This window comes from Eggerthella sp. BIOML-A1 (genome assembly GCF_009875595.1).
GTDB lineage: Bacteria > Actinomycetota > Coriobacteriia > Coriobacteriales > Eggerthellaceae > Eggerthella > Eggerthella lenta.
Genome location: NZ_WWRZ01000006.1, coordinates 350,957 through 369,732, shown reverse-complemented (window position 1 = coordinate 369,732; position 18,776 = coordinate 350,957). Strand labels below are relative to the sequence as shown.

Here is an 18,776-nt window from a genome sequence, read left to right as displayed (position 1 = left end):
AGGATCAATTGCGTCGATTTTCATCTACCATACCACCTTCCGCGCATCGAACACGGGGCCGTCGACGCAGGCCCGCTGCTTGCCGTCCACCGTGTCCACCACGCACGACAGGCATGCTCCCACGCCGCAGGCCATGCGCTTCTCCATGGACACCTCGCAGGGCACGCCCGCCTCGGCGGCCATGCCGGCCACGATCTTCATAAGGGGCTCGGGGCCGCACACGGCCAGATAGTCGTACGGCTCCCCCGCTTCTGCAGCTTCCGCGAGCGCTTCGGCGACGAGCGAGGTGCAGAAGCCCTCGCGTCCGAAGCTGCCGTCGTCGGTGGCGCAGCGCGGCGGCTCGTCCAGCAGCGCCTCGTAGCGGCCGCGACACGTGAGCGCCGCCTCGGTCTGCGCGCCCAGCACCACGTCAGTGCGCACGCCGGCGCTAATCAGACTCTCGCACAGCATGAAAAGCGGCGCAGCACCCACGCCGCCGCCCACGAGGAGGGCGCGACGCGCGTTCGCGGGAGGCTGCCACCCGCGGCCCACCGGCCCGATGAGCTCGGCGCCGGAGAGGTGCTCGGCTCGCTCGGGCTCGATGCGCGTCATGTGGTCGGTGCCGAAGCCCACCGATTGGTAGAGCACCTCGAGCGTGCCGGCCGCCGCATCGCGCGCGTACACCGAGAACGGGCGGCGCAGGATGTGCGCCTCCATACTCGGCACCTTCATGTGCACGAACTGCCCCGGCTCGATGCTCGCCGCGATATGCGAGGCCGCGAGTTCCATGAGGTAGAGGTTCGGGCCGACTTCCTCGTTGGCGAGGATGCGGGCCCGCTCGTTGACGAGTGCCACATTCGTCCTTTCACTTTTCGCCGCCGCCCGTGCGAGCGCGGCGCGCGTTTTCGTCTCTCGGCCGACGATTGTATCATCTGCGCGCGCTTCATGCGGCTGACAAGCCAAAATGCAGGGAATGTGCACGCCGGGACGACGGAAGGAGCGAACGGCGGGGCCTACCGCCTGCGTCGCACGGGAGCACAGGCGTGGCGAGGCCGCGCGAATCGGCGCTCCCCGTACCGGCGGAACGCGAACGACACGAGCAGCTGCGCTGCGACGGCCGCGAGCGCGCCCACGAGAAGGCCGGCCAGCACGTCGGTGGGATAGTGCACCACGAGATAGCAGCGGGCAGCGCCCATGACCAGCATGACGAGCGAGCCGCCCAGCACTGTCTTCCAATTCCGATACGCCAGCATGAGCGCCGCCATCGCCGCCGAGGCCGCGGTCATGTGCCCGGAGGGGAACGAGAACCCGTCCTCGGGCGCGGCGCCGGCGAAGCGCCACCAGTCGAGGAAGAGCGCGGACGACTCGAACGGCCGCGGCCGCGCGACGAGGTCCTTGAGCACGATGTTCGTGGCGAGCGCGCCCAGGCAGATGGCGACGAACATGACCGTCCCGGCACGTCGCGTGCGTTTGAACACCATAAGCACGAAGGCCAGCGCGAAGAAGCATGCGCCCTTCTCGCCTACGAAGCTCACCGCCTCGAACAGGGGCGTGAGCGCGAAGCCCCCACATTCTGCGAGCGCATGCAGCGCCCCCAAGATCGTCGCATCGAACGCGGCGAACGTGTCGTTCAGCCACGCGGCCATCAGGGTTGTTTCCATCGAACCGTCCTTTCGCCTCACGGATGCTGCGGATCCCTTGCGGGTCCGAGCCTCCATGAAACGACGCGCGCCTCCCGGCGGCAAGCCACGATGCGTCGCACGGGCGACACGGTGCGTGACCTCCGCAGCCGACCAGGGGTTACGAGCGCAGAATACGGTAGCCGACGACGACCTTCGCCAGGAGCAGCACGAACATGAGCGTTGTGGCGTAGGGCTGCATGGTGGAGGCGAACAGGACGACGGCCAGCGCCTGCACCGCGAACCCGACGAGGGCGACGATGCGGGCCGCGCGGCGCGAGCCCGCAGCTGCCAGCACGATCTCCACCGCGCCCACGAACATGAGCGAGACGACGGCCGCCGCCATGACGGCGAACGACGCGCCGAAATCCACGGACGCGCCGTAGTCGGCCAGGTTCGCCATGCGCACGAACGAGCCGTCGTCCACGCCGTATAGCGGAATGAACGCGAACACGACGGCCAGCACGTCGAGCAGGCCGAACGACAGCATGCCGCTGCTGCGCGCCGTCGAGCGGCGCTCGTCGCGGGCGAGCACGATGAGGTCGTCGGTGGACAGGAGGTCGTCCACCGACACGTCGAACAGGCGCGCGACGGCCTGCAGCGAGTCGAGGTTGGGCGAGCCGCCGCCCGTCTCCCACTTCGACACGGCCGTGCGCGACACGTACAGCCTGGCGGCAAGCTGCTCCTGGGTCAGGCCGCGCTCGGTGCGCAGCGCTTTCAGCTTCTCTCCGAAATCCATGTGCATGCCTCCTTTCGGCCTTCAGAATGGCCGACCCGCGCCGTCGCGGCAAGACACGATCCGTGTCATCGCCCTTCCTTGCCGATCGCAGACTTGCGCGAAACCGCGCAGATCGTGAGGCTCGCGTCGTCGAAGGGCGCGCCCGCCGCGTCGCCGACCAGCTCCACCGCTTCGAAGCCGGCTTCTTCGAGCTCCGCCGAGAGCGTTGCGGGCGTGAAGTACGTGTTCCACAGATGGTAGGATGTCGCGCCCTCGGACGCGATCACCGCGATCTGCTCAAGCGACACGCATTCGGAGAAGCGGCGGCATCGCTGCACCTCGAAGTGCGGGCCCGCGTTCCAGAACCCTCCTGCGGGATGCTCCTCCCACGTCGTGCGCTCCTCGAAGGCCTCGAGCTTGCGCCGCGAGAACACGTCGAGCGCGAGCGCGCCGCCCGGCCGCAACCGCTCGCGAACGCGACGCAGCACGACGCGGCGCTCGTCGGACGAGAGCGCGCCGTAGTCGCAGTAGATCATGACGGCGATGTCGAAGGAGCCGTCCAGGTCGAGCTCGAGGTAGTTCCGGCACCGGTAGTCGATGGCGAGCCCCTGCTCGTTCGCGGAGCGCCGCGCATGGTCGAGCGAGCGCGGCGAGAGATCGACGCCCGTCACCGCATAGCCCGCGCGCGCGAAGCGCTCGGCGTACAATCCGGGACCGCAGCCCAGGTCGAGCAAACGCGGATGCGTCGCCGGAGGCGCGGTGGCGCATATCCAGTCGACCGAGCGGTCCATGAACGCGAAGCTTCGGCTGGCCCCCTCGAACTCGGGGTCGAGATGCGCCGCCAGCATGCCGCGCGATATGTGCTCGTCGTCCCAGAACGCCGCATCGGTGCGTTCGTACAGCGCGGGAGGTTTCATCAGGTCGTGCAGATCGCCGAACAGCGTCACGGGCGCTCCTTCTTCGACGGTTCGTCAGCATTCGCAGCGATCATTCTACCATCTGATATCATGCTGTTTCCGAACATGATGCCGCGACCGAAGGAGCACCGTGGAGAAGCTGCCGCCCATCGAGAAAGTGTACGAAGCATGGTCCGCCGTCGCCGACGGACGCGTCGCGCTGCACCCCGACGAGCGGCGCGCGGCGATCGCCTCCTCGAACGGCGCGAAGACCTACACCGTGGCTTGGAACGAAAACGGCTCGACGTACTCGTCGAACGACAACGCCACGTACTGGCAAGGCTATGCTGGCTACCCCGTCATCGCCGTGCTCATGCTGCAAGGCAGGCTTCCGCTCGACCGCGCTGCAGCCGACGGGTTCGCGCAGGTGGACTGGACCGATCTCAACGAGCGCTGCAAGCGCGACTACGCGGCCGCCGTGCGCGCCGTCGTCGACGAGCGCAGCCTCGATGCCGTTCGAGTCGAAGCGGCGGCGCGGAAAGCCTTCGACGCCCTGGGCGCGCTCGACATCGTCGTCAAACAGGGGTCGGCCAGACCGCCGAAGTCCCCGAAGGCGTGAGGAAGAATTCTGATCGAGCGAGGGCGCGTCAGCCGATGCGCCCTCGTTTCTATGTTTCAGTCCGTTGCTTTCCAAGCAGCATCAAGAGCCGTCATGCACGAGCTTGAGGCCGATGACGCAAGCGATGAGGCCGACGATGAGCAGCACCTTCGCCACCGAGACCGGCTCGGTTCCCGAGAACATGCCGTAGGCGACCGTGAGGGAGGCGCCGAGCCCACCCAGACGGCGCACGCGGTGCCTGCGGGCAGCGTTTTGACGGCGTAGGACAGGCCGACCATGCTCAACGCCAGCGCAACCAGGAACACGATCAAAGGCGCCAGCCTGGTGAACCCCTCCGCGCGCCCGAGCGCTGTGGCCCACACCGCTTCCAGAACGCCCGATGCGATAAGAACGACCCATGCCATGAGAAGACCCCCTTCGTAGGCTATGCGCCGTCTTTTCGATCCTGGTACGGCTGCCCTCGTCAGGGAATCATGGAGAATCGCGAAACGCATCAAGTGTAGCAGATCGCCTTTTCGTAGCATGCCTCGCGCAGGTGCTCGCCCGTGATCTCCATGATGCTCTCGCTCTCGATCAGCTTGAAACCGCGGCGCCCAGGGCGCTCGCTAGCGCAACTCCAACATGCCTCTGATGGAAGCGAGGATGGAGCGCAACGTTTCGTCGTCTGCGACGCCCAGATACTCGAATCCGCGTTGGCAAACGTCGATCGTTCTCAGCAGCTCGACGCATGCGAAGCCGATGGAACGACCCGAGCACGTAGCAGGCACGTGGAGTGGATAACCGTTGTCTTTCGTGGTCGTCGGGACAACCGCCACGAGATTCGCTCGCGAATTGAACCCGTACCCGCTCACCACGACGGCCGGACGGAGCTTTGCCGGCTCATGTCCGACCGACGGGTTGAAATCAACCAGAATCACATCGCCCTGCTCGAGGCTCATTCAACCACCTCGCGTCCCACGTCTTTGCCCCAATCGCATTCGCTCGGTTGGTAATCTCCCGTGTACCCCTCGAAAAGATCGTCTATCGAAACATACGGGACGTCGAGACAACGGCGATGCTCGGAACCCTCCGGCCGAACGAGCAAAAACGAGCCTCTTTCGTCATGGACGACATGCATCGAAAGCCGAGCACCTACATCAACGCCCAAGCGTTCGCACAGATCTTTGGGAATGCGGACGGCGCGCGACGTCCCCCACGAGCACAGCTGGGTAATCTTGTCTGCAACCAACGACATGAGCACCCTCCTTTCAAGATATCTTTACAGATATCTTATCATGAAAGGAACATTGGGGCAAGATGAAGCGGACAGGTTTCCGGGTCCCGCCCGCCGTTCATCTCGACAACTACCTTACCCCCATTGGGGCAGGTCCTGCAGGGCCACGGCCGTGAGACCGCCGAGGCGGGCCACCTCCATGCCGGCCACCATGGCTTGGGCGCCGGCGAGGTTCGTCACGTGGGTCACGCCGTGCTTCACGGCCTCGAGGCGCAGCTCGTAGCCGTCGGCGCGCGTGGCGTGGCCGAACGGCGTGTTGATCATGAGCGCGATGTCCCCGGCGGCGATCATGTCGCGCACGTTGCCCTCGCCCTCGTGGATCTTCCTCACCTGCTCGCACTCCACGCCGGCCGCCCGCAGCGCGCGGGCCGTGCCGCCCGTGGCCACGAGCTGGAAGCCCAGGCGCGCGATGTCGCGAGCGATGGGCACGATGGCGCGCTTGTCGCGGTCGCACACGCTGACGAACACCGTGCCGCCCTCGGGCAGCGCGTAGCTGATGGCCAGCTGCGTCTTCGCGAACGCCGCCGGGAAGTTGCGCGCGATGCCCATGACCTCGCCGGTGGACTTCATCTCGGGGCCGAGCACCGTGTCGGCGCCGGGGAAGCGGCCGAAGGGCATGACGGCTTCCTTCACGCTGAAATGCTCGAGCCGGCGGTCGTCGGGCGGCATCCCTAAGTCGGCCAGCTTCTCCCCCGCCATGATGCGCGCGGCGACCTTCGCCAGCGGAACGCCCGTCGCCTTCGAGGCGAACGGCACCGTGCGGCTGGCGCGCGGGTTCGCCTCGATGATGTAGATGACCTGGTCTTTGATGGCGAACTGGATATTGATGAGCCCCACCACGCCCAGGCGCAGCGCCAAGCGGCGCGCGATGGCGCGCAGCTGCGCCTGCACGGCCTCGGACAGCGCGAACGGCGGCGTGCAGCAGGCCGAGTCGCCCGAATGGATGCCCGCCATCTCGATGTGCTCCAGCACGCCGCCCACGAACACCTGCTCGCCGTCGCAGAGCGCGTCGAGGTCCACCTCCACCGCGCCTTCGAGGAAGCGGTCGAGGTACACCGGGTGGTCGGGCGAGATCTTCGCGGCCTCCGCCATGTATTTCTCTAGCTGGGCGCCGTCGTAGACGATGCCCATGCCGCGCCCGCCCAGCACGTAGCTGGGGCGCACGAGCAGCGGGAAGCCGATGCGGTCGGCCACGACGCACGCCTCTTGGTACGTGGAGGCCATGCCGGCGGCCGGGTAGACGATGCCCAGCTCGTCGAGGACGGCGGCGAAGCGGTCGCGGTCCTCGGCCAGGTCGATGGCCTCCGGCGAGGTGCCCATGATGGGCACGCCGGCCGCCGCCAGCGCGTTCGCCAGCTTGAGCGGCGTCTGCCCGCCGAAGGTGACCACCACGCCGTCGGGCTGCTCGACGTCGACGATGTCCATGACGTCCTCGAACGTGAGCGGCTCGAAGTACAGCTTGTCGGACGTGTCGTAGTCGGTGGACACCGTCTCGGGGTTGCAGTTCACCATGATCGTCTCGAACCCGGCCTCGTGCAGAGCGTAGCTGGCGTGCACGCAGCAATAGTCGAACTCGATGCCCTGGCCGATGCGGTTCGGCCCCGCGCCCAGGATCATGGCGCGCCGCCGCGTCTTCGGCGCCGTCTCGGTCTCGTCGGCATCGTAGGTTTTGTAATGGTAGGCCGTGGCGCTGGGGAACTCGGCGGCGCAGGTGTCCACGGTCTTGAACGCAGGCCTCACGCCCAGCATCTTACGGCACGTGCGCACGGTGAGCTCGTCGGATCCCGTGAGGCGCGCGATCTGCGCGTCGGCCAGCCCCATGCGCTTGAGCAGGCGGAACGCATCGGCATCGAGTTCGTCCAGCGCCATGCCGCGCAGGTTCTCCTGCACGCGCACGATGTCGGCCATGCGCGCGACGAAGAAGGGGTCCACGCGGCTCGCCGCGCTCGCGCGCTCAACCGTCCAGCCGCGACGCAGCGCCTCGGCCAGGTAGAAGATGCGCTCGGCTGTGGGACGCGCCACGAGGTCTTCCAGCGCCTCGTCGGACGCGTCGGCCTCGCCGCCTTTGCCGTCGGCTCCCAGGCCCGCGCGCCCGTTCTCCAGCGAACGCATGGCCTTGCCGAGCGATTCCTCGAACGTTCGGCCGATGGCCATGACCTCGCCGACGGCCTTCATGCGCGTGGACAGCGTGTCGTCTGTGCCCTGGAACTTCTCGAACGCGAAGCGCGGCACCTTCACCACGCAGTAGTCGATGGACGGCTCGAAGCAGGCGGGCGTGGCCTTCGTGATGTCGTTCACGATCTCGTCGAGCGTGTAGCCCACGGCCAGCTTCGCGGCCGCCTTCGCGATGGGGAAGCCCGTGGCCTTCGACGCGAGCGCCGAGGAGCGCGACACGCGGGGGTTCATCTCTATGACGATCATGCGGCCGTTTTCCGGGTTGACGGCGAACTGCACGTTGGAGCCGCCGGTCTCCACGCCGATCTTCTCGAGGATGGCCAGCGACGCCGCGCGCATGCGCTGGTACTCCACGTCCGAGAGCGTCTGCGCGGGCGCCACCGTGATGGAGTCGCCCGTGTGCACGCCCATGGCGTCGAAGTTCTCGATGGAGCACACGATGATGCCGTTGCCGGCGCGGTCGCGCATGACCTCCATCTCGTACTCTTTCCAGCCCTCGATGCTCTCCTCCACCAGCACCTCGCCGGCCGGCGACAGCTCCAGGCCCTGGCCCACGATCTCGTGCAGCTCGGCCGCGTCGTGCGCGATGCCGCCGCCCGCGCCGCCCAGCGTGAACGAGGGGCGCAGCACCACGGGGTAGCCGAGCTCGGCCACGATGTCCTCGGCGTCGGCGATGGAATAGGCGTAGCCGGAGCGCGACGTCTCGATGCCAAGCTCCGCCATGCACTCGTTGAACTGCTTGCGGTCCTCGCCGCGCTCGATGGCCTCGAGGTCGCAGCCGATCATCTCCACGCCGTACTTGGCCAGGATGCCGGCGCGCGCGAGCTCGACGGCCGTGTTGAGCCCGGTCTGGCCGCCCAGCGTGGGCAAGAGGGCGTCGGGGCGCTCCTTCGCGATGACCTGCTCGACGAACTCCACGGTAATGGGTTCGACGTAGGTGCGGTCGGCCAGGCCCGGGTCGGTCATGATGGTCGCGGGGTTGCTGTTCACGAGCACCACGCGATAGCCGTCGGCCTTCAACACCTTGCAGGCCTGCGCGCCCGAGTAGTCGAACTCGCACGCCTGCCCGATGACGATGGGGCCGCTTCCGATGACGAGGATGGTTTGGATGTCTTCGCGCTTAGGCATGGGAGGCCTCCTTCCCTTCGGCGAACGACCAGCCGGCCAGGCGATCCTCGGCGATGTCGATGTCGAGGTAGTTTGCACATTCGCGCGGGTCAGGCAAGGTCAGCGAGGGCGCGGCTGGTGCCCCAGATTGCCCTGATGCAAGGCTGGACTGGACTTCTGTCCGTCCAGCCGCAGCAGAAGGGCAAGATAGGGTGCCAGCCGCGGCCGCAGCGTCGGCAACGCCGCCGTTCGCCAGAACGGCGGAATCCATCAACCGCGCGAACGCAGCGAACAGGTAATGGGCGTCGGTAGGACCCGGCGAGGCTTCCGGGTGGTACTGCACGGAGAACGCCGGTATATCGAGGAACGCGACGCCCTCGGCCGTGCCGTCGTTGAGGTTCACGTGCGTGAGCTGGATGCGTCCGAAGCGCTCGTTTTGCACCACCGGCGCGACGCCGCGGCGCGCCCAGCAGCGCAGGTCGTCCTCGTGCGTGCAGACGCCGGCCGACAGCTCCGGCACGAGCGCGCCCAAACTGGGGAACACGAGGCCGAAGCCGTGGTTCTGCGCGGTGATCTCCACGCGGAGCGTGCGCAGGTTCATGACGGGATGGTTGCCGCCGCGGTGGCCGAACTTGAGCTTCTCGATATCCGCGCCCGCCGCCTTGGCGATCATCTGGTGCCCCAGGCAGATGCCGAACACGGGCACCTTCCCCAGCAGCTGCTCCACCTGGGCGTACGTGCCCTCGACGGCTTCGGGGTCGCCCGGGCCGTTCGACAGGAACACGCCGTCGGGAGCCATGGCCAGCACCTCGGGCGCCGGGGTGTCCCACGGCACGCAGGTCACGTCGCAGCCGGCGCGCACGAGGTTTTCGAGGATGGAGCGCTTCGCTCCGCAGTCGTAGGCGACCACTTTGAAGCGCGGCTCGGGAGGCGCGGCGAGCGAGAACGCCCGCGAAGCCGGCAGGTCGTCGGCCGAGAAGCGGCGCGGACGCGCGCACGACACCGTGGAGGCCAGGTTCTGCCCGACGATGGATGCGCTCGCACGCACTTTCGCCAGAAGGCTGGCCTCGTCCACGTCGACGGTGGACAGCACGGCCCGTTGTGCGCCGCAGTCGCGCACATGGCGCACGAGCGCGCGGGTGTCCACCCCTTCGACGGCCACCACGCCGTGGTCGCGCAGGTAGTCGGGCAGACCCTGCGCGCTGCGCCAGTTCGACGGCGTCGCGCACAGGTCGCGCACGACGAGGCCGCGCAGGGCGGGCTCGTCCGCCTGCGCGTCGTCCACGTTCACGCCGTAGTTTCCGATCTGGGGATACGTCATCGTCACGATCTGGCCCGCGTACGACGGGTCGGTTATCACCTCGAGGTAGCCCTCGAGCGAGGTGTTGAAACAGACCTCGCCGAACACCTCCCCCGCCGCCGCGCACGACGTGCCGCGGAACACGGCGCCGTCCTCCAGCACGAGCGCCGCGGGCGCGCCCGCGGGCTTCGACGTCCCCTGCATCAACCGCTTCGAAATCTCGCTCAAGCTTCCATCCTTCCGTTCGGGCAACGCCCCTACAAAAAAGCGCCTCCATCTGATGTGGGAGGCGCACGGATGCAGGGTGTATGTTGCGCACCTTGTCGGTCTCTCCGTACCGCCCTTAAAGGTCGAAGCGTAGTATACGCCTATAACGAGTTTTATCGATTAGAAATGCAATATTTTCTCTTATTCAAGTAATTTTATGCAATTACAAGAAACGATGCCGAAAGACGCGCACAGCTTCCGACCGTCGGACGTTCTATCCCGTCGGCGGCCGGCGCACGCGTGCCGAAGAAGCGGCGTGCCGCGTGCGATTCTTCCCGCAATGTTGCGTTTTTTCGGACCGTATCGGCATGCATCGAAAGTAATCATTGCAAACTGCCTGATCATCGTCTCGCGCTCTTCCGCGTCGATGAGAACGCCCCGTCAAACGCAACATTCCTGTGATAATCGCACATCGAGGCCGCACCTACGGCGGCCGGCCTAGTCGTAGCCCACCGGAAGCCCGAGCTGCCGCCGGAGCCGCAGCTTGCGAGCATGATAGTCCGACACGCGCACTTGCACGCGCTTTCCCAGGAGCCGACGTATCGTGTCGGCTATCGCATCGGTTGCAGCCAGGCTGTCCAGCTCGTCGTTCGTGACGCCTACGACCGTCCAGCCCATCGCCATCAACGCGTTCGTCCTTCTAGAATCCCTGATACGGCTTTCCTCCCCTTCGTGCATCTCCCTGCTTTGGTACTCCACGTCGAGTTTCGCATCCGGCCAGCAAAGGTCGCAACGAAAACTCGATCTGCCGGAAGTCGTGCGGGCTCCTGCGATTGCCTTCACCTCGTAATTCATCCTCGGGATGCCCAAGCCGTACCCGCCGTACGATGTCGGCAAGCCCAACACGAGCGCCTGCTTCGTCTCCCTCGGAGAAGCCGAACCATCCGCCAGGTACGGCAGGACGCGCGCCACGATCCGAGCGCCCGCGATGGAAGGGTTGAGCGAAACGAAGCTGCGTAGAGAACGCATCGTCATCAAAGGAGGCACCTGATACGCAGGAGCAGTCGACGTTCGCCGAGTGCGATAGGTTCCGCAAAGCTCGTAAGCAAGTTCAAGCAGATCGATCTTGTTTTTCGCTGACGGAGCCGCCTGAACGCAGGCAAACGGCGCACTGCATACGCCAACTCCGTCCGACAGCCGGAGCAAGGGCTTCCCACGCATCTGCCGTGTGCACACGTGCGACACGCGACGCGAAGTGGAGCGGCATCTTGAAGCCGCTCCCAGGAGAATATGGACGGGACGCTCGATCGATAACCCAGGGCGATCGTTCTCAATGCGCTTGACGACCTCTTCGAGCTCCCGCGCACTCGGCGCACGAGCGGGAAGCCGCCACGCCGTGTCGCCAGACCCTGCAAGCTCCCGCGCGTCGATCGCCCTCAACACCTGAAAAGCCGTTTGATGGGAGAAGCAAACCTGCATAGGTTCCATTGGAGCCTCCTCGTCTGCCCTGGGCTGCGAGGATCTTGCAGACGTGGTACTAGGAAGCGAGGGCCCGGCTTCCTCCATGGGCTGCTTCAAAAAAGAAGAGCGCCTGCACTGGCTCGATAAGGAGATGATTTTATCACGCAGTGCCCGCCCGGATGCCCGATATTTCCCGTAATGTTGTGAAAGAACGCGCATCAATCGGACATTCTCCAGCAGTTGCGTTTGCAACCAGGGAAAACGCGCAAAAGCACTCAGGATCGCCCTTCTTCTACCCCCGCAACGCAACATTGCAGGAAGAATCGGGCATCTGGAACCGCAGCGGACGACCTGCGCCGCCTAGTCGGCTCATCGGAGCGTTTCTTACGCCACGTATGGCCATCGGGCGCACCGGGCATCGCGCAGAACGGCCCCGCATCGTTCGCTCGATGCGGGGCCGCGTGGTTCGAAGATCGTGCAGGGCTCGACCCTACTCGACGATGGCGCCGTCCTCCATGGTGGCGTAGCCGCCCACGTAGACGTCGGTGGCGCGGCCGGTCAGCTCGGCGCCGAGGAAGCCCGAGTTCACGGCCTTGGACTGGAAGTCCGCGGCGTCCACCGTCCAGGCGGCGTCCGGGTCGATGACCGTGAGGTCGGCCGTCGCGCCCGGCTCGAGGGCCACGCGCTCGACGCGAAGGATCTCGCGGGGGTTCACGGCCATCAGCTCGACGGCGCGCTCCCAGCTGATGACGCCCGGCGCAACCAGGTTCGTGATGACCAGCGAAAGCGCCGTCTCCAGGCCGATCATGCCGAAGGGCGCCAGCTCGAACTCGGCGTTCTTCTCGAAGTCGTTGTGCGGCGCGTGGTCGGTGACGATGGCGTCCACCGTGCCGTCCTTCACGCCTTCCACCAGCGCGGCGGCGTCCTCGGCCGTGCGCAGCGGCGGGTTCACCTTGAGGAAGGTGTTGTAGTCGTCGCCGATGGCGTCCTCGGTGAGGAACAGGTGGTGCGGCGTGACCTCGCAGGTGACCGGCAGGCCCTCGGCCTTGGCGGCGCGCACCAGGTCCAGGCCGCGCGCCGTGGTGAGGTGCTGGATGTGCAGCGGGCAGCCGGTGAGGCGGCAGATAGCGATGTCGCGGGCGATCTGGATCTCCTCGCCCTCGGCCGGCCAGCCCAGCATGCCCAGGCGCGTCGACACGACGCCCTCGTTCACCTGGCCGGCACCGACGAGGTCCTCGTCCTGGCAGTGGCTCATCACCACGCGGTCGAACTGCGCGGCGTAGTCCATGACGCGGCGCATCATGCCCGCGCCCTGCACCCCGCGGCCGTCGTCGGTGAAGGCGACGGCGCCGTGCGCCACCATGTCGCCCATCTCGGACAGCGTGTCGCCCTTGAGCCCCTGCGAGCAGGAGCCGGCCACGTGCACGCGGCACTTGCCCACGGCCGCCGCGCGAGCCTTCACGTACTCCACGCCCACGGCGTTGTCGATGACGGGCTTCGTGTTCGGCATGCAGCACACCGCCGTGAAGCCGCCGTGCGCCGCGGCGCGCGTGCCGGAGGCGATGTCCTCCTTCAGCTCGTAGCCGGGCTCGCGCAGATGCACGTGGATGTCCACGAGACCGGGAACGACGATCTTGCCGCCCAGGTCGCGCTCGACGCCCTTCTCCATCGCAAGGTTCTGGCCGATCTCGACGATCTTCCCGTCGCGCACGAGGATGTCGGCCGTTTCGTTCAGACCGACCTGCGGGTCGATCACGTGGGCGTTCTTAAGCAGTAAGGCCATCTTCGCTCCCTCCGAGCAGCAGGTACATTTCGGCCATGCGGGTAAGGATGCCGGCATAGACCTGATCGAGAATGACCGAGCGCTTCGGATGGTCGGCCATGTAGCTATCCAGTTCGACGCCGCGGTTGATGGGGCCGGGATGGCAGATGAGGGCGTCGGGCTTCATGAGGTGCTCGCGGTCCTTCGTGAGGCCGTACAGCATGTTGTACTCGCGCAGCGACGGATACGGCGCGCCCTCGAGGCGCTCGCGCTGGATGCGCAGCATGTACACCACGTCGAGGTCGGGCAGCGCCTCGTCCAGCTTCGTGGTCACGCGGTCGGCGCCCAGGATGTCGGGGCGCGCGGGAAGCAGCGTCGGCGGCGCGACCACCGTCACCTCGCAGCCCATGATCTTGAGCGCGGGGATCAGGCTGCCGCACACGCGGGAGTGCCCGATGTCGCCCACGACGCCCACCTTGAGGCCGTTCAGGTCGCCCTTGACCTCCCAGATGGAGTAGAGGTCCAGCAGCGCCTGCGTGGGGTGCTGGTGCTTGCCGTCGCCCGCGTCGATGACGTGCGCGCCGGAGACGTCGGCGATCTTGCGGGGCACGCCGGCGTGCTTGTCACGCACGATGATCATGTCGATCTTGTAGGCGCACAGCGTCTCCACCGTGTCCACGAGGCTTTCGCCCTTCACCGTGGAGGTGGAGCTGCCGCCGAAGTTCAGGCTGTTGGCGCTCAGGCGCTTCTCGGCGATCTCGAACGAGGAGCGCGTGCGGGTGGACGGCTCGTTGAACATGTTGACCACGGTGACGCCCTTGAGCGTGGGCACCTGCTTGATGCGGCGCTCGTTGACCTCTTTGAAACGGACCGCCGTCTCCAGAACGGTCATGATGTCGTCGGCGGAGTACTCCGTGATGTCGATCAGATGCTTGTGATTGAAGGCCATGCCCTATTCACCTCCCAGCGGTGCCGAACCCGCGCGGGAGCCCGGAGCGATTTCCAGTATCTCGACCTCGGACTTGCCGTCCGCCTCTTCCAAGAACAGGCGCACGTTCTCGTCGGAGGAAGACGGGACGTTCTTGCCCACGAAGTCGGCGCGGATGGGCAGCTGACGATGGCCGCGGTCCACGAGGACGGCCAGCTGCACCGTGGAGGGACGGCCGATATCCATGAGCGCGTCGAGCGCGGCGCGGATGGTGCGGCCGGTGTACAGCACGTCGTCGACGAGCACGACGTCCTTGCCGTCGAGGTCGAAGAGGATGTCGGTGGAATGCACCTCGGGCGAGAGATGCGTCGCGAAGTCGTCGCGATAGAAGCTGATGTCGAGCTTGCCGAGCGGCACCTTCGTGCCCTCGATGGCCTCGATCTTCTCGGCCAGGCGCTTGGCGAGCAAGTCGCCGCGCGTCACGATGCCGACGAGCGCGATGTTGCCCGCGCCCTTGTTGGTCTCGAGGATCTGATGCGCGATGCGCGTCAGCGACCGCTCGATCTCGTCTGCGTCCATGCAGACGGTCTTGACCGTTCCTGCGTCGTTCATACACACCCTTTCTTGACGTCGAGTGCGTACAGACGGACCTGCTCTCCGCCGGGTTCCGCGCCCGCTCCGGCGATGCCGGGCGTCCGCGTCGCCCCCGAGTTGGCGGCGTCTGCGCGAGGGCATGAAAAAAGCCTCCGCGACAGACAAAGGCTTCGACTCGTCGCGCTCTTGTTCGGGTGAGCGCTTGGGGTTCTACCTTGTCGGTCTCTCTGTACCGCTTTTAAAGGACTGGAAGCAGTATATTCGGTTCGGAGCCGATTTGTAACCCCTTTTATGCAGAAACTTGCGAGAATATGTATAAGGCGAGGTCGCGCAAGCGCCTATGCGGCCGCCTTTCGACGACCGGGCGGGCGAACCTTGCGGCGCGCCCGCCCGACGATGAGCATCGGTTACTTCGCGAGCTTGCGGCGCAGCGCGAAGGCCACGACTCCGGCGGCGGCCAGCATGCCGAAGGAGGCGCCCGCCGGCGCGCCGGCGTCCATGCCGGTCTTGGGCGAGGTTGCGCCCGTGTCGGCGCCGGACGGCAACGCAGCCGACGTATCGGCAGCAGGCTCGTCGGCGGCCGGTTCGTCGACGTCCGCCTTCGAGGGGACGAGCGTCATGACGAAGTCGGCGCTGTAAGAGGCATCGCCTTCCTGGTCGCCGAGGTTGAACATCTCGGACGTGAAGTTGAAGCTGCTCTGGTCGACGGCCCTCGTCACTTCGAACGTCTTGGCGATGCCGGCGCTTCCCGCGCTCGGCTTCACGTGCACCTCGAGCTTGTTGCAACCGGCGTACTGGCCGCCCGCGAGAAGCGCCACGCCGAAATCGATCTTCTTGGTCGCGTTCTCGGCAACGACCCTGAACGACGGCATGCCGTCCAGCGCGTCGTCGGCCGTCTCGCTCGTAGCGATGACGGCGAACGAAGACGCCCTCGTCTCGCCAGAGAGGACGCACGAGCCGTCTTCGTTCGACGCGCTCTCCTGCCACGGCCCGATCGAGCGGGCCGCGGCCGACTCCTGCGCGGTCGCCTGATCCGCCGTCGCCTGATCCGCCTCGTCGGCCCACGCGAGCGCGGGGAGCGCGCACGCGAGCATCGCAGCGCACAAAAGCGCGGCCAGCTTCTTCTTCATATCAGCACCTCTCTCGTCGATGCGCCTACCCGAAGGCGCAAGCATTCCACAGCCACCTCATGCTAGAGCATGGAGACATGCCGTTCGACCCCTTCGACGAAAGAGGCTCCGCCTGTTGCGAAAGCGGGGGCGCAGCTCACGCAGCAGGCTTCTCGCCCACGAGCACGGCCGTGACGATATAGCGCACCGGGTCGCTGGTCAGGGCCGAGCGGCAGGTGCTGAGCTGCACGATGCGGTCGTCGGCATCGAGCTGCGCGCCGTCGCGCACGTTCGCCTTCGGGTCGTCGGGCGCGAGCACCGATGCGAAGTAGCCCGTCCGCACGGCGGGGTCGGAGAAGTCGAACGAGTTGAGGATGTGCCGGTCGTCGTACTCGTAGGCCGCCACCACCTCATAGGCGAGGATGCGATCAGGCAGGTAAACGTACAGCTCGGGGTTGTCGGCGAAGAACGCCGGGTCCTCGTAGGCATGCAACGTGGCGAACATCGCGTCGTTCACGATGTTGTGGCCGTACAGCACGGTGACGGGATCGGAGAAGTCGGTCGCGTTCGCCATCTGGGAAAACACCGCGCCTTCGACGGCCGGCTCGCCGTAGCGGTCGTGATCGAGGTAGAAGAAGTCGTCTCCCGGCCGCTGGAGCACGGGAAGGTTGACGTTCGTGTTCGGCACGTAGAGCCACGCGTAGACGTCGGGGCTCTCCCGGCGCAGCGCCTCGAAGTCGATAGGATTCTCCGCCGGCTCGTCCGCAGGCGCGTCGTAGGCGCGCTCCACCGCCGGCAGCGGCTCGCGCTCGACCGCGCGCACCGCATCGGCCGCCTGCTGCCGTTGCCAGGCGAGATAGCCGAACCCCGCCGCCGCCCCGGCGAGCAGCACCGCCAGCAGCACGACGAGCGCCATCGCGCCCGGATCGCGCCGTGCGCGCCCGGAATGTCTCAAAGGAAGCCCTTTCTCGCTCGGGCGCGCCTACGCGCCGCGCGCCGTCTGGGCAATTCAAAGGCAACCGGCGGGCGCGGTCAAGGCGCACGGCGAAACCGGGCGCGTGCACGGCGAAACCGGATGGATCGCCCGCAGGGGCCGATCCCCCTACCCCGTCACGCGCTCGGAACGCGACAGGACGCGGATACGGCCGTCGCGGCAGTGCGACGCGAGGGTGACGCCCAGCTCCTCGGCGCGGCGCACGGCCTCGTCGGTAGCCGACTTGCGGCTGACCAGCACCGGGCAACCGGCACGATAAGCCTTGAGGGCCATCTCGCAGCTGATGCGCCCCGTGATGAACAGCGCCTTGTCGCGCACGTCCACACGGTCGAGCCACGCCTGCCCCACCAGCTTGTCCATGGCGTTGTGCCGCCCGATGTCCTCGCGCACCAGCAGCAGCTCGTCCGAGCCCGCCGCGCCCAGCCCGCAGCCGTGCACGCACGCGCCGGTGTTGCGGCGCGGGCTGCGCTCGCACAGCTCCTCCATGCACGCCAGCAAGTCGTCGGCGTCGAAGCGCGCCGCCGTCTCCAACGCGCGGGGCTCGCCCGCGCGCCGCGCGTCGCGCAGAAGCGCCGACTGGGCGCACCCGGCCGACGTGACGCGGTGCAGGGGCACGTAGCCTTCCTCCGCCCGCTCTCCGCTGGCCACGTACACCGCAGCCTCCTCGGGCACCTCGACCACCTCCACGAGGCTGTCGCGATCGGCGATGAGGCCCTCGGACAACAGGTAGCCCACCGCCAGCTCGGACAGCCCGAAGGGGCTTCCCTGGCTCACGGCAACAGGCACCTCGTTCAGGAAGATGCGGATGGGCCGCTCGGCCGACTCGCGCTTCGCGGGCTCGGGACGCTCTACGATGGCCATCGTCCTACCTCTGCGCTTCCGCGGCGGCATCGGCGGCCGCGCGCTGGTACGCCACGAGGTCGAGCTTCGCCATGACCACGTCCTCCACTTCGAACGAGAACGGCGCAAGCGCGTCCTCCTCGTACACGGTGCGCGTGTAGCCGCCGCATTCGTCGCAGGTGGCCAGGCGGTGCGCCTCGTCGCCCTCGAGATTGAAATAATGCAGACGGCTCTGGTTCTGCGTGCCGCAGCGCACGCAACGCACGCGTTCGAACTCCCACGCGCAGCCGCACTGGGCGCACCACAGGCGCTTGGCGCGTCCCTGCCCCGCAGGCGCGCCGCTCACCTGCGCCACCGCAGCTTCGCCGCCGCACACGGGGCAGCGCACGCTATGCGGCTCGTCGGCACCCGCCTCCCGACGCGCCCGCTCGACGGCCGTCGCCGGACCCTCTAGAAACGCGCGCAGGGCCAGCGCCGCCGCCATCGCGCCGATGCGGGCCGCGTCCTCGTCCATGCCGTCGTCCTCGAGCAGCTCGACGAACGACTCCACATAGGCAGCCGGGTTGCAGCCGGCGAGCGCGAGGTCGCTTGCGGCGACCATGCGCTCCCAGCTCGTGCGCGAGAGCGCCTCGCTCGTCGACGCCGCGAACCCGCCGCGCGCAGCCAGCACTTCGGCCAGCCGCTCCATCGCGCCCGCCAACGCGGCGGCCTCGATCTTCACCGGAGCATGGGAGAGCACCGGCTCCCCGTGGCGCGCCCACGTTTTCAGGCTATCGGCGTCGGGCACTTCGTAGCCGAGATCAACATGGGAGGCCGCCTCGGCCTGAACCCCCCACAGCTCGCGGAAGAACGCGAGCCGCGAGACGTCGCTCTCGTCGAGGTTCGTACGGTACGCGGCGATGGCCGCATCGATCGCTTTGAGGTTCATGGATTCCTTTCCTATCTGAACGGGCGGAACGCCCTTTTTGTCATCCTGAGCGCAGGCCGGAGTCGAAGGATCACGCGCGGCGATAGCCGCGGCGCTTCCAGCTTGGCGCCGCGCGTGATCCTTCGACTCCGCGCTTCGCGCTCCGCTCAGGATGACAACCCGGGAGCGTCCGGTCGGGTTACCCACCCGGCGTTCGTGCCGCCGCGA

Annotated in this window: 17 protein-coding genes and 1 pseudogene; 1 reads left to right on the top strand and 17 read right to left on the bottom strand. The window is 67.1% G+C overall.

Annotation, left to right across the window (positions count from 1 at the left end; all coding sequences use genetic code 11):
* Positions 1–24 precede the first annotated feature (24 nt).
* The 4 genes from GT590_RS14565 to GT590_RS09600 form a co-directional block, all read right to left on the bottom strand.
* Positions 25–834 carry a dihydroorotate dehydrogenase electron transfer subunit gene (locus GT590_RS14565; RefSeq protein ID WP_009307079.1) on the bottom strand — a complete coding sequence of 270 codons (810 nt, stop codon included), beginning with the start codon at positions 832–834 and terminating at the stop codon, positions 25–27.
* Between the two features lie 158 nt (positions 835–992).
* Positions 993–1,640 (bottom strand): phosphatase PAP2 family protein, encoded by a 648-nt coding sequence (locus GT590_RS09610; RefSeq protein ID WP_009307080.1) that lies wholly within the window; start codon positions 1,638–1,640, stop codon positions 993–995.
* A 139-nt stretch (positions 1,641–1,779) separates the two neighbouring features.
* A complete protein-coding gene (locus GT590_RS09605; RefSeq protein WP_009307081.1) occupies positions 1,780–2,397 on the bottom strand; it encodes a helix-turn-helix domain-containing protein in 618 nt (205 codons plus the stop codon).
* Positions 2,398–2,462: 65 nt separating this feature from the next.
* A complete protein-coding gene (locus GT590_RS09600; RefSeq protein ID WP_198161612.1) occupies positions 2,463–3,323 on the bottom strand; it encodes a cyclopropane-fatty-acyl-phospholipid synthase family protein in 861 nt (286 codons plus the stop codon).
* Between the two features lie 100 nt (positions 3,324–3,423).
* Here GT590_RS09600 and GT590_RS09595 point away from each other — a divergent pair, with 100 nt between their 5' ends.
* Positions 3,424–3,891 carry a hypothetical protein gene (locus GT590_RS09595; protein ID WP_086414566.1) on the top strand — a complete coding sequence of 156 codons (468 nt, stop codon included), beginning with the start codon at positions 3,424–3,426 and terminating at the stop codon, positions 3,889–3,891.
* Between the two features lie 81 nt (positions 3,892–3,972).
* Here the strand turns inward: GT590_RS09595 and GT590_RS14560 are convergent, their stop codons facing one another.
* From GT590_RS14560 to GT590_RS09535, 13 genes and pseudogenes are all read right to left on the bottom strand, one after another.
* Positions 3,973–4,122 carry a hypothetical protein gene (locus GT590_RS14560; protein WP_227111349.1) on the bottom strand — a complete coding sequence of 50 codons (150 nt, stop codon included), beginning with the start codon at positions 4,120–4,122 and terminating at the stop codon, positions 3,973–3,975.
* A gap of 41 nt (positions 4,123–4,163) precedes the next feature.
* Positions 4,164–4,295: pseudogene (locus GT590_RS14555) on the bottom strand (SMR family transporter); the annotation flags it as partial.
* A 201-nt stretch (positions 4,296–4,496) separates the two neighbouring features.
* Positions 4,497–4,829, bottom strand: coding sequence for a type II toxin-antitoxin system PemK/MazF family toxin (locus tag GT590_RS09585; RefSeq protein WP_086414565.1), 333 nt, complete (start codon positions 4,827–4,829; stop codon positions 4,497–4,499).
* A gap of 410 nt (positions 4,830–5,239) precedes the next feature.
* A complete protein-coding gene (gene carB, locus GT590_RS09580; RefSeq protein ID WP_114551599.1) occupies positions 5,240–8,467 on the bottom strand; it encodes a carbamoyl-phosphate synthase large subunit in 3,228 nt (1,075 codons plus the stop codon).
* Positions 8,460–9,974 carry a glutamine-hydrolyzing carbamoyl-phosphate synthase small subunit gene (gene carA / locus GT590_RS09575; RefSeq protein WP_035579124.1) on the bottom strand — a complete coding sequence of 505 codons (1,515 nt, stop codon included), beginning with the start codon at positions 9,972–9,974 and terminating at the stop codon, positions 8,460–8,462. Before carA ends, carB begins: the two co-directional genes overlap by 8 nt.
* 477 nt (positions 9,975–10,451) lie before the next feature.
* On the bottom strand, positions 10,452–10,988 hold the full coding sequence (locus tag GT590_RS14550; protein ID WP_227791226.1) for a DUF559 domain-containing protein: 537 nt from the start codon (positions 10,986–10,988) through the stop codon (positions 10,452–10,454).
* Positions 10,989–11,904: 916 nt separating this feature from the next.
* Positions 11,905–13,197, bottom strand: coding sequence for a dihydroorotase (locus GT590_RS09565; RefSeq protein WP_114538290.1), 1,293 nt, complete (start codon positions 13,195–13,197; stop codon positions 11,905–11,907).
* On the bottom strand, positions 13,181–14,125 hold the full coding sequence (locus tag GT590_RS09560; RefSeq protein WP_114538291.1) for an aspartate carbamoyltransferase catalytic subunit: 945 nt from the start codon (positions 14,123–14,125) through the stop codon (positions 13,181–13,183). Before GT590_RS09560 ends, GT590_RS09565 begins: the two co-directional genes overlap by 17 nt.
* 3 nt (positions 14,126–14,128) lie before the next feature.
* Positions 14,129–14,716 (bottom strand): bifunctional pyr operon transcriptional regulator/uracil phosphoribosyltransferase PyrR, encoded by a 588-nt coding sequence (gene pyrR / locus GT590_RS09555; RefSeq protein ID WP_009307089.1) that lies wholly within the window; start codon positions 14,714–14,716, stop codon positions 14,129–14,131.
* Between the two features lie 389 nt (positions 14,717–15,105).
* A complete protein-coding gene (locus GT590_RS09550) occupies positions 15,106–15,828 on the bottom strand; it encodes a hypothetical protein (protein ID WP_227791227.1) in 723 nt (240 codons plus the stop codon).
* 136 nt (positions 15,829–15,964) lie between these two features.
* Positions 15,965–16,762: a class B sortase gene (locus tag GT590_RS09545; RefSeq protein WP_227791228.1), complete on the bottom strand. Its 798-nt coding sequence runs from the start codon at positions 16,760–16,762 to the stop codon at positions 15,965–15,967.
* Between the two features lie 147 nt (positions 16,763–16,909).
* Positions 16,910–17,662: a formate dehydrogenase accessory sulfurtransferase FdhD gene (fdhD, locus tag GT590_RS09540; RefSeq protein ID WP_015760710.1), complete on the bottom strand. Its 753-nt coding sequence runs from the start codon at positions 17,660–17,662 to the stop codon at positions 16,910–16,912.
* A 4-nt stretch (positions 17,663–17,666) separates the two neighbouring features.
* A complete protein-coding gene (locus GT590_RS09535) occupies positions 17,667–18,569 on the bottom strand; it encodes a formate dehydrogenase accessory protein FdhE (RefSeq protein ID WP_161171060.1) in 903 nt (300 codons plus the stop codon).
* Positions 18,570–18,776 lie beyond the last annotated feature (207 nt).

Excerpts from the sequence above, each read along its gene's own strand:
- carB (WP_114551599.1), bottom strand. The coding sequence starts at position 8,467 with ATGCCTAAGCGCGAAGACATCCAAACCATCCTCGTCATCGGAAGCGGC.
- GT590_RS14550 (WP_227791226.1), bottom strand. The coding sequence starts at position 10,988 with ATGACGATGCGTTCTCTACGCAGCTTCGTTTCGCTCAACCCTTCCATC.
- GT590_RS09560 (WP_114538291.1), bottom strand. The coding sequence starts at position 14,125 with ATGGCCTTCAATCACAAGCATCTGATCGACATCACGGAGTACTCCGCC.
- fdhD (WP_015760710.1), bottom strand. The coding sequence starts at position 17,662 with ATGGCCATCGTAGAGCGTCCCGAGCCCGCGAAGCGCGAGTCGGCCGAG.
- GT590_RS09535 (WP_161171060.1), bottom strand. The coding sequence starts at position 18,569 with ATGAACCTCAAAGCGATCGATGCGGCCATCGCCGCGTACCGTACGAAC.
- GT590_RS09610 (WP_009307080.1), bottom strand. The coding sequence starts at position 1,640 with ATGGAAACAACCCTGATGGCCGCGTGGCTGAACGACACGTTCGCCGCG.
- GT590_RS09585 (WP_086414565.1), bottom strand. The coding sequence starts at position 4,829 with ATGAGCCTCGAGCAGGGCGATGTGATTCTGGTTGATTTCAACCCGTCG.
- pyrR (WP_009307089.1), bottom strand. The coding sequence starts at position 14,716 with ATGAACGACGCAGGAACGGTCAAGACCGTCTGCATGGACGCAGACGAG.
- GT590_RS09550 (WP_227791227.1), bottom strand. The coding sequence starts at position 15,828 with ATGAAGAAGAAGCTGGCCGCGCTTTTGTGCGCTGCGATGCTCGCGTGC.
- GT590_RS09605 (WP_009307081.1), bottom strand. The coding sequence starts at position 2,397 with ATGGATTTCGGAGAGAAGCTGAAAGCGCTGCGCACCGAGCGCGGCCTG.
- GT590_RS09565 (WP_114538290.1), bottom strand. The coding sequence starts at position 13,197 with ATGGCCTTACTGCTTAAGAACGCCCACGTGATCGACCCGCAGGTCGGT.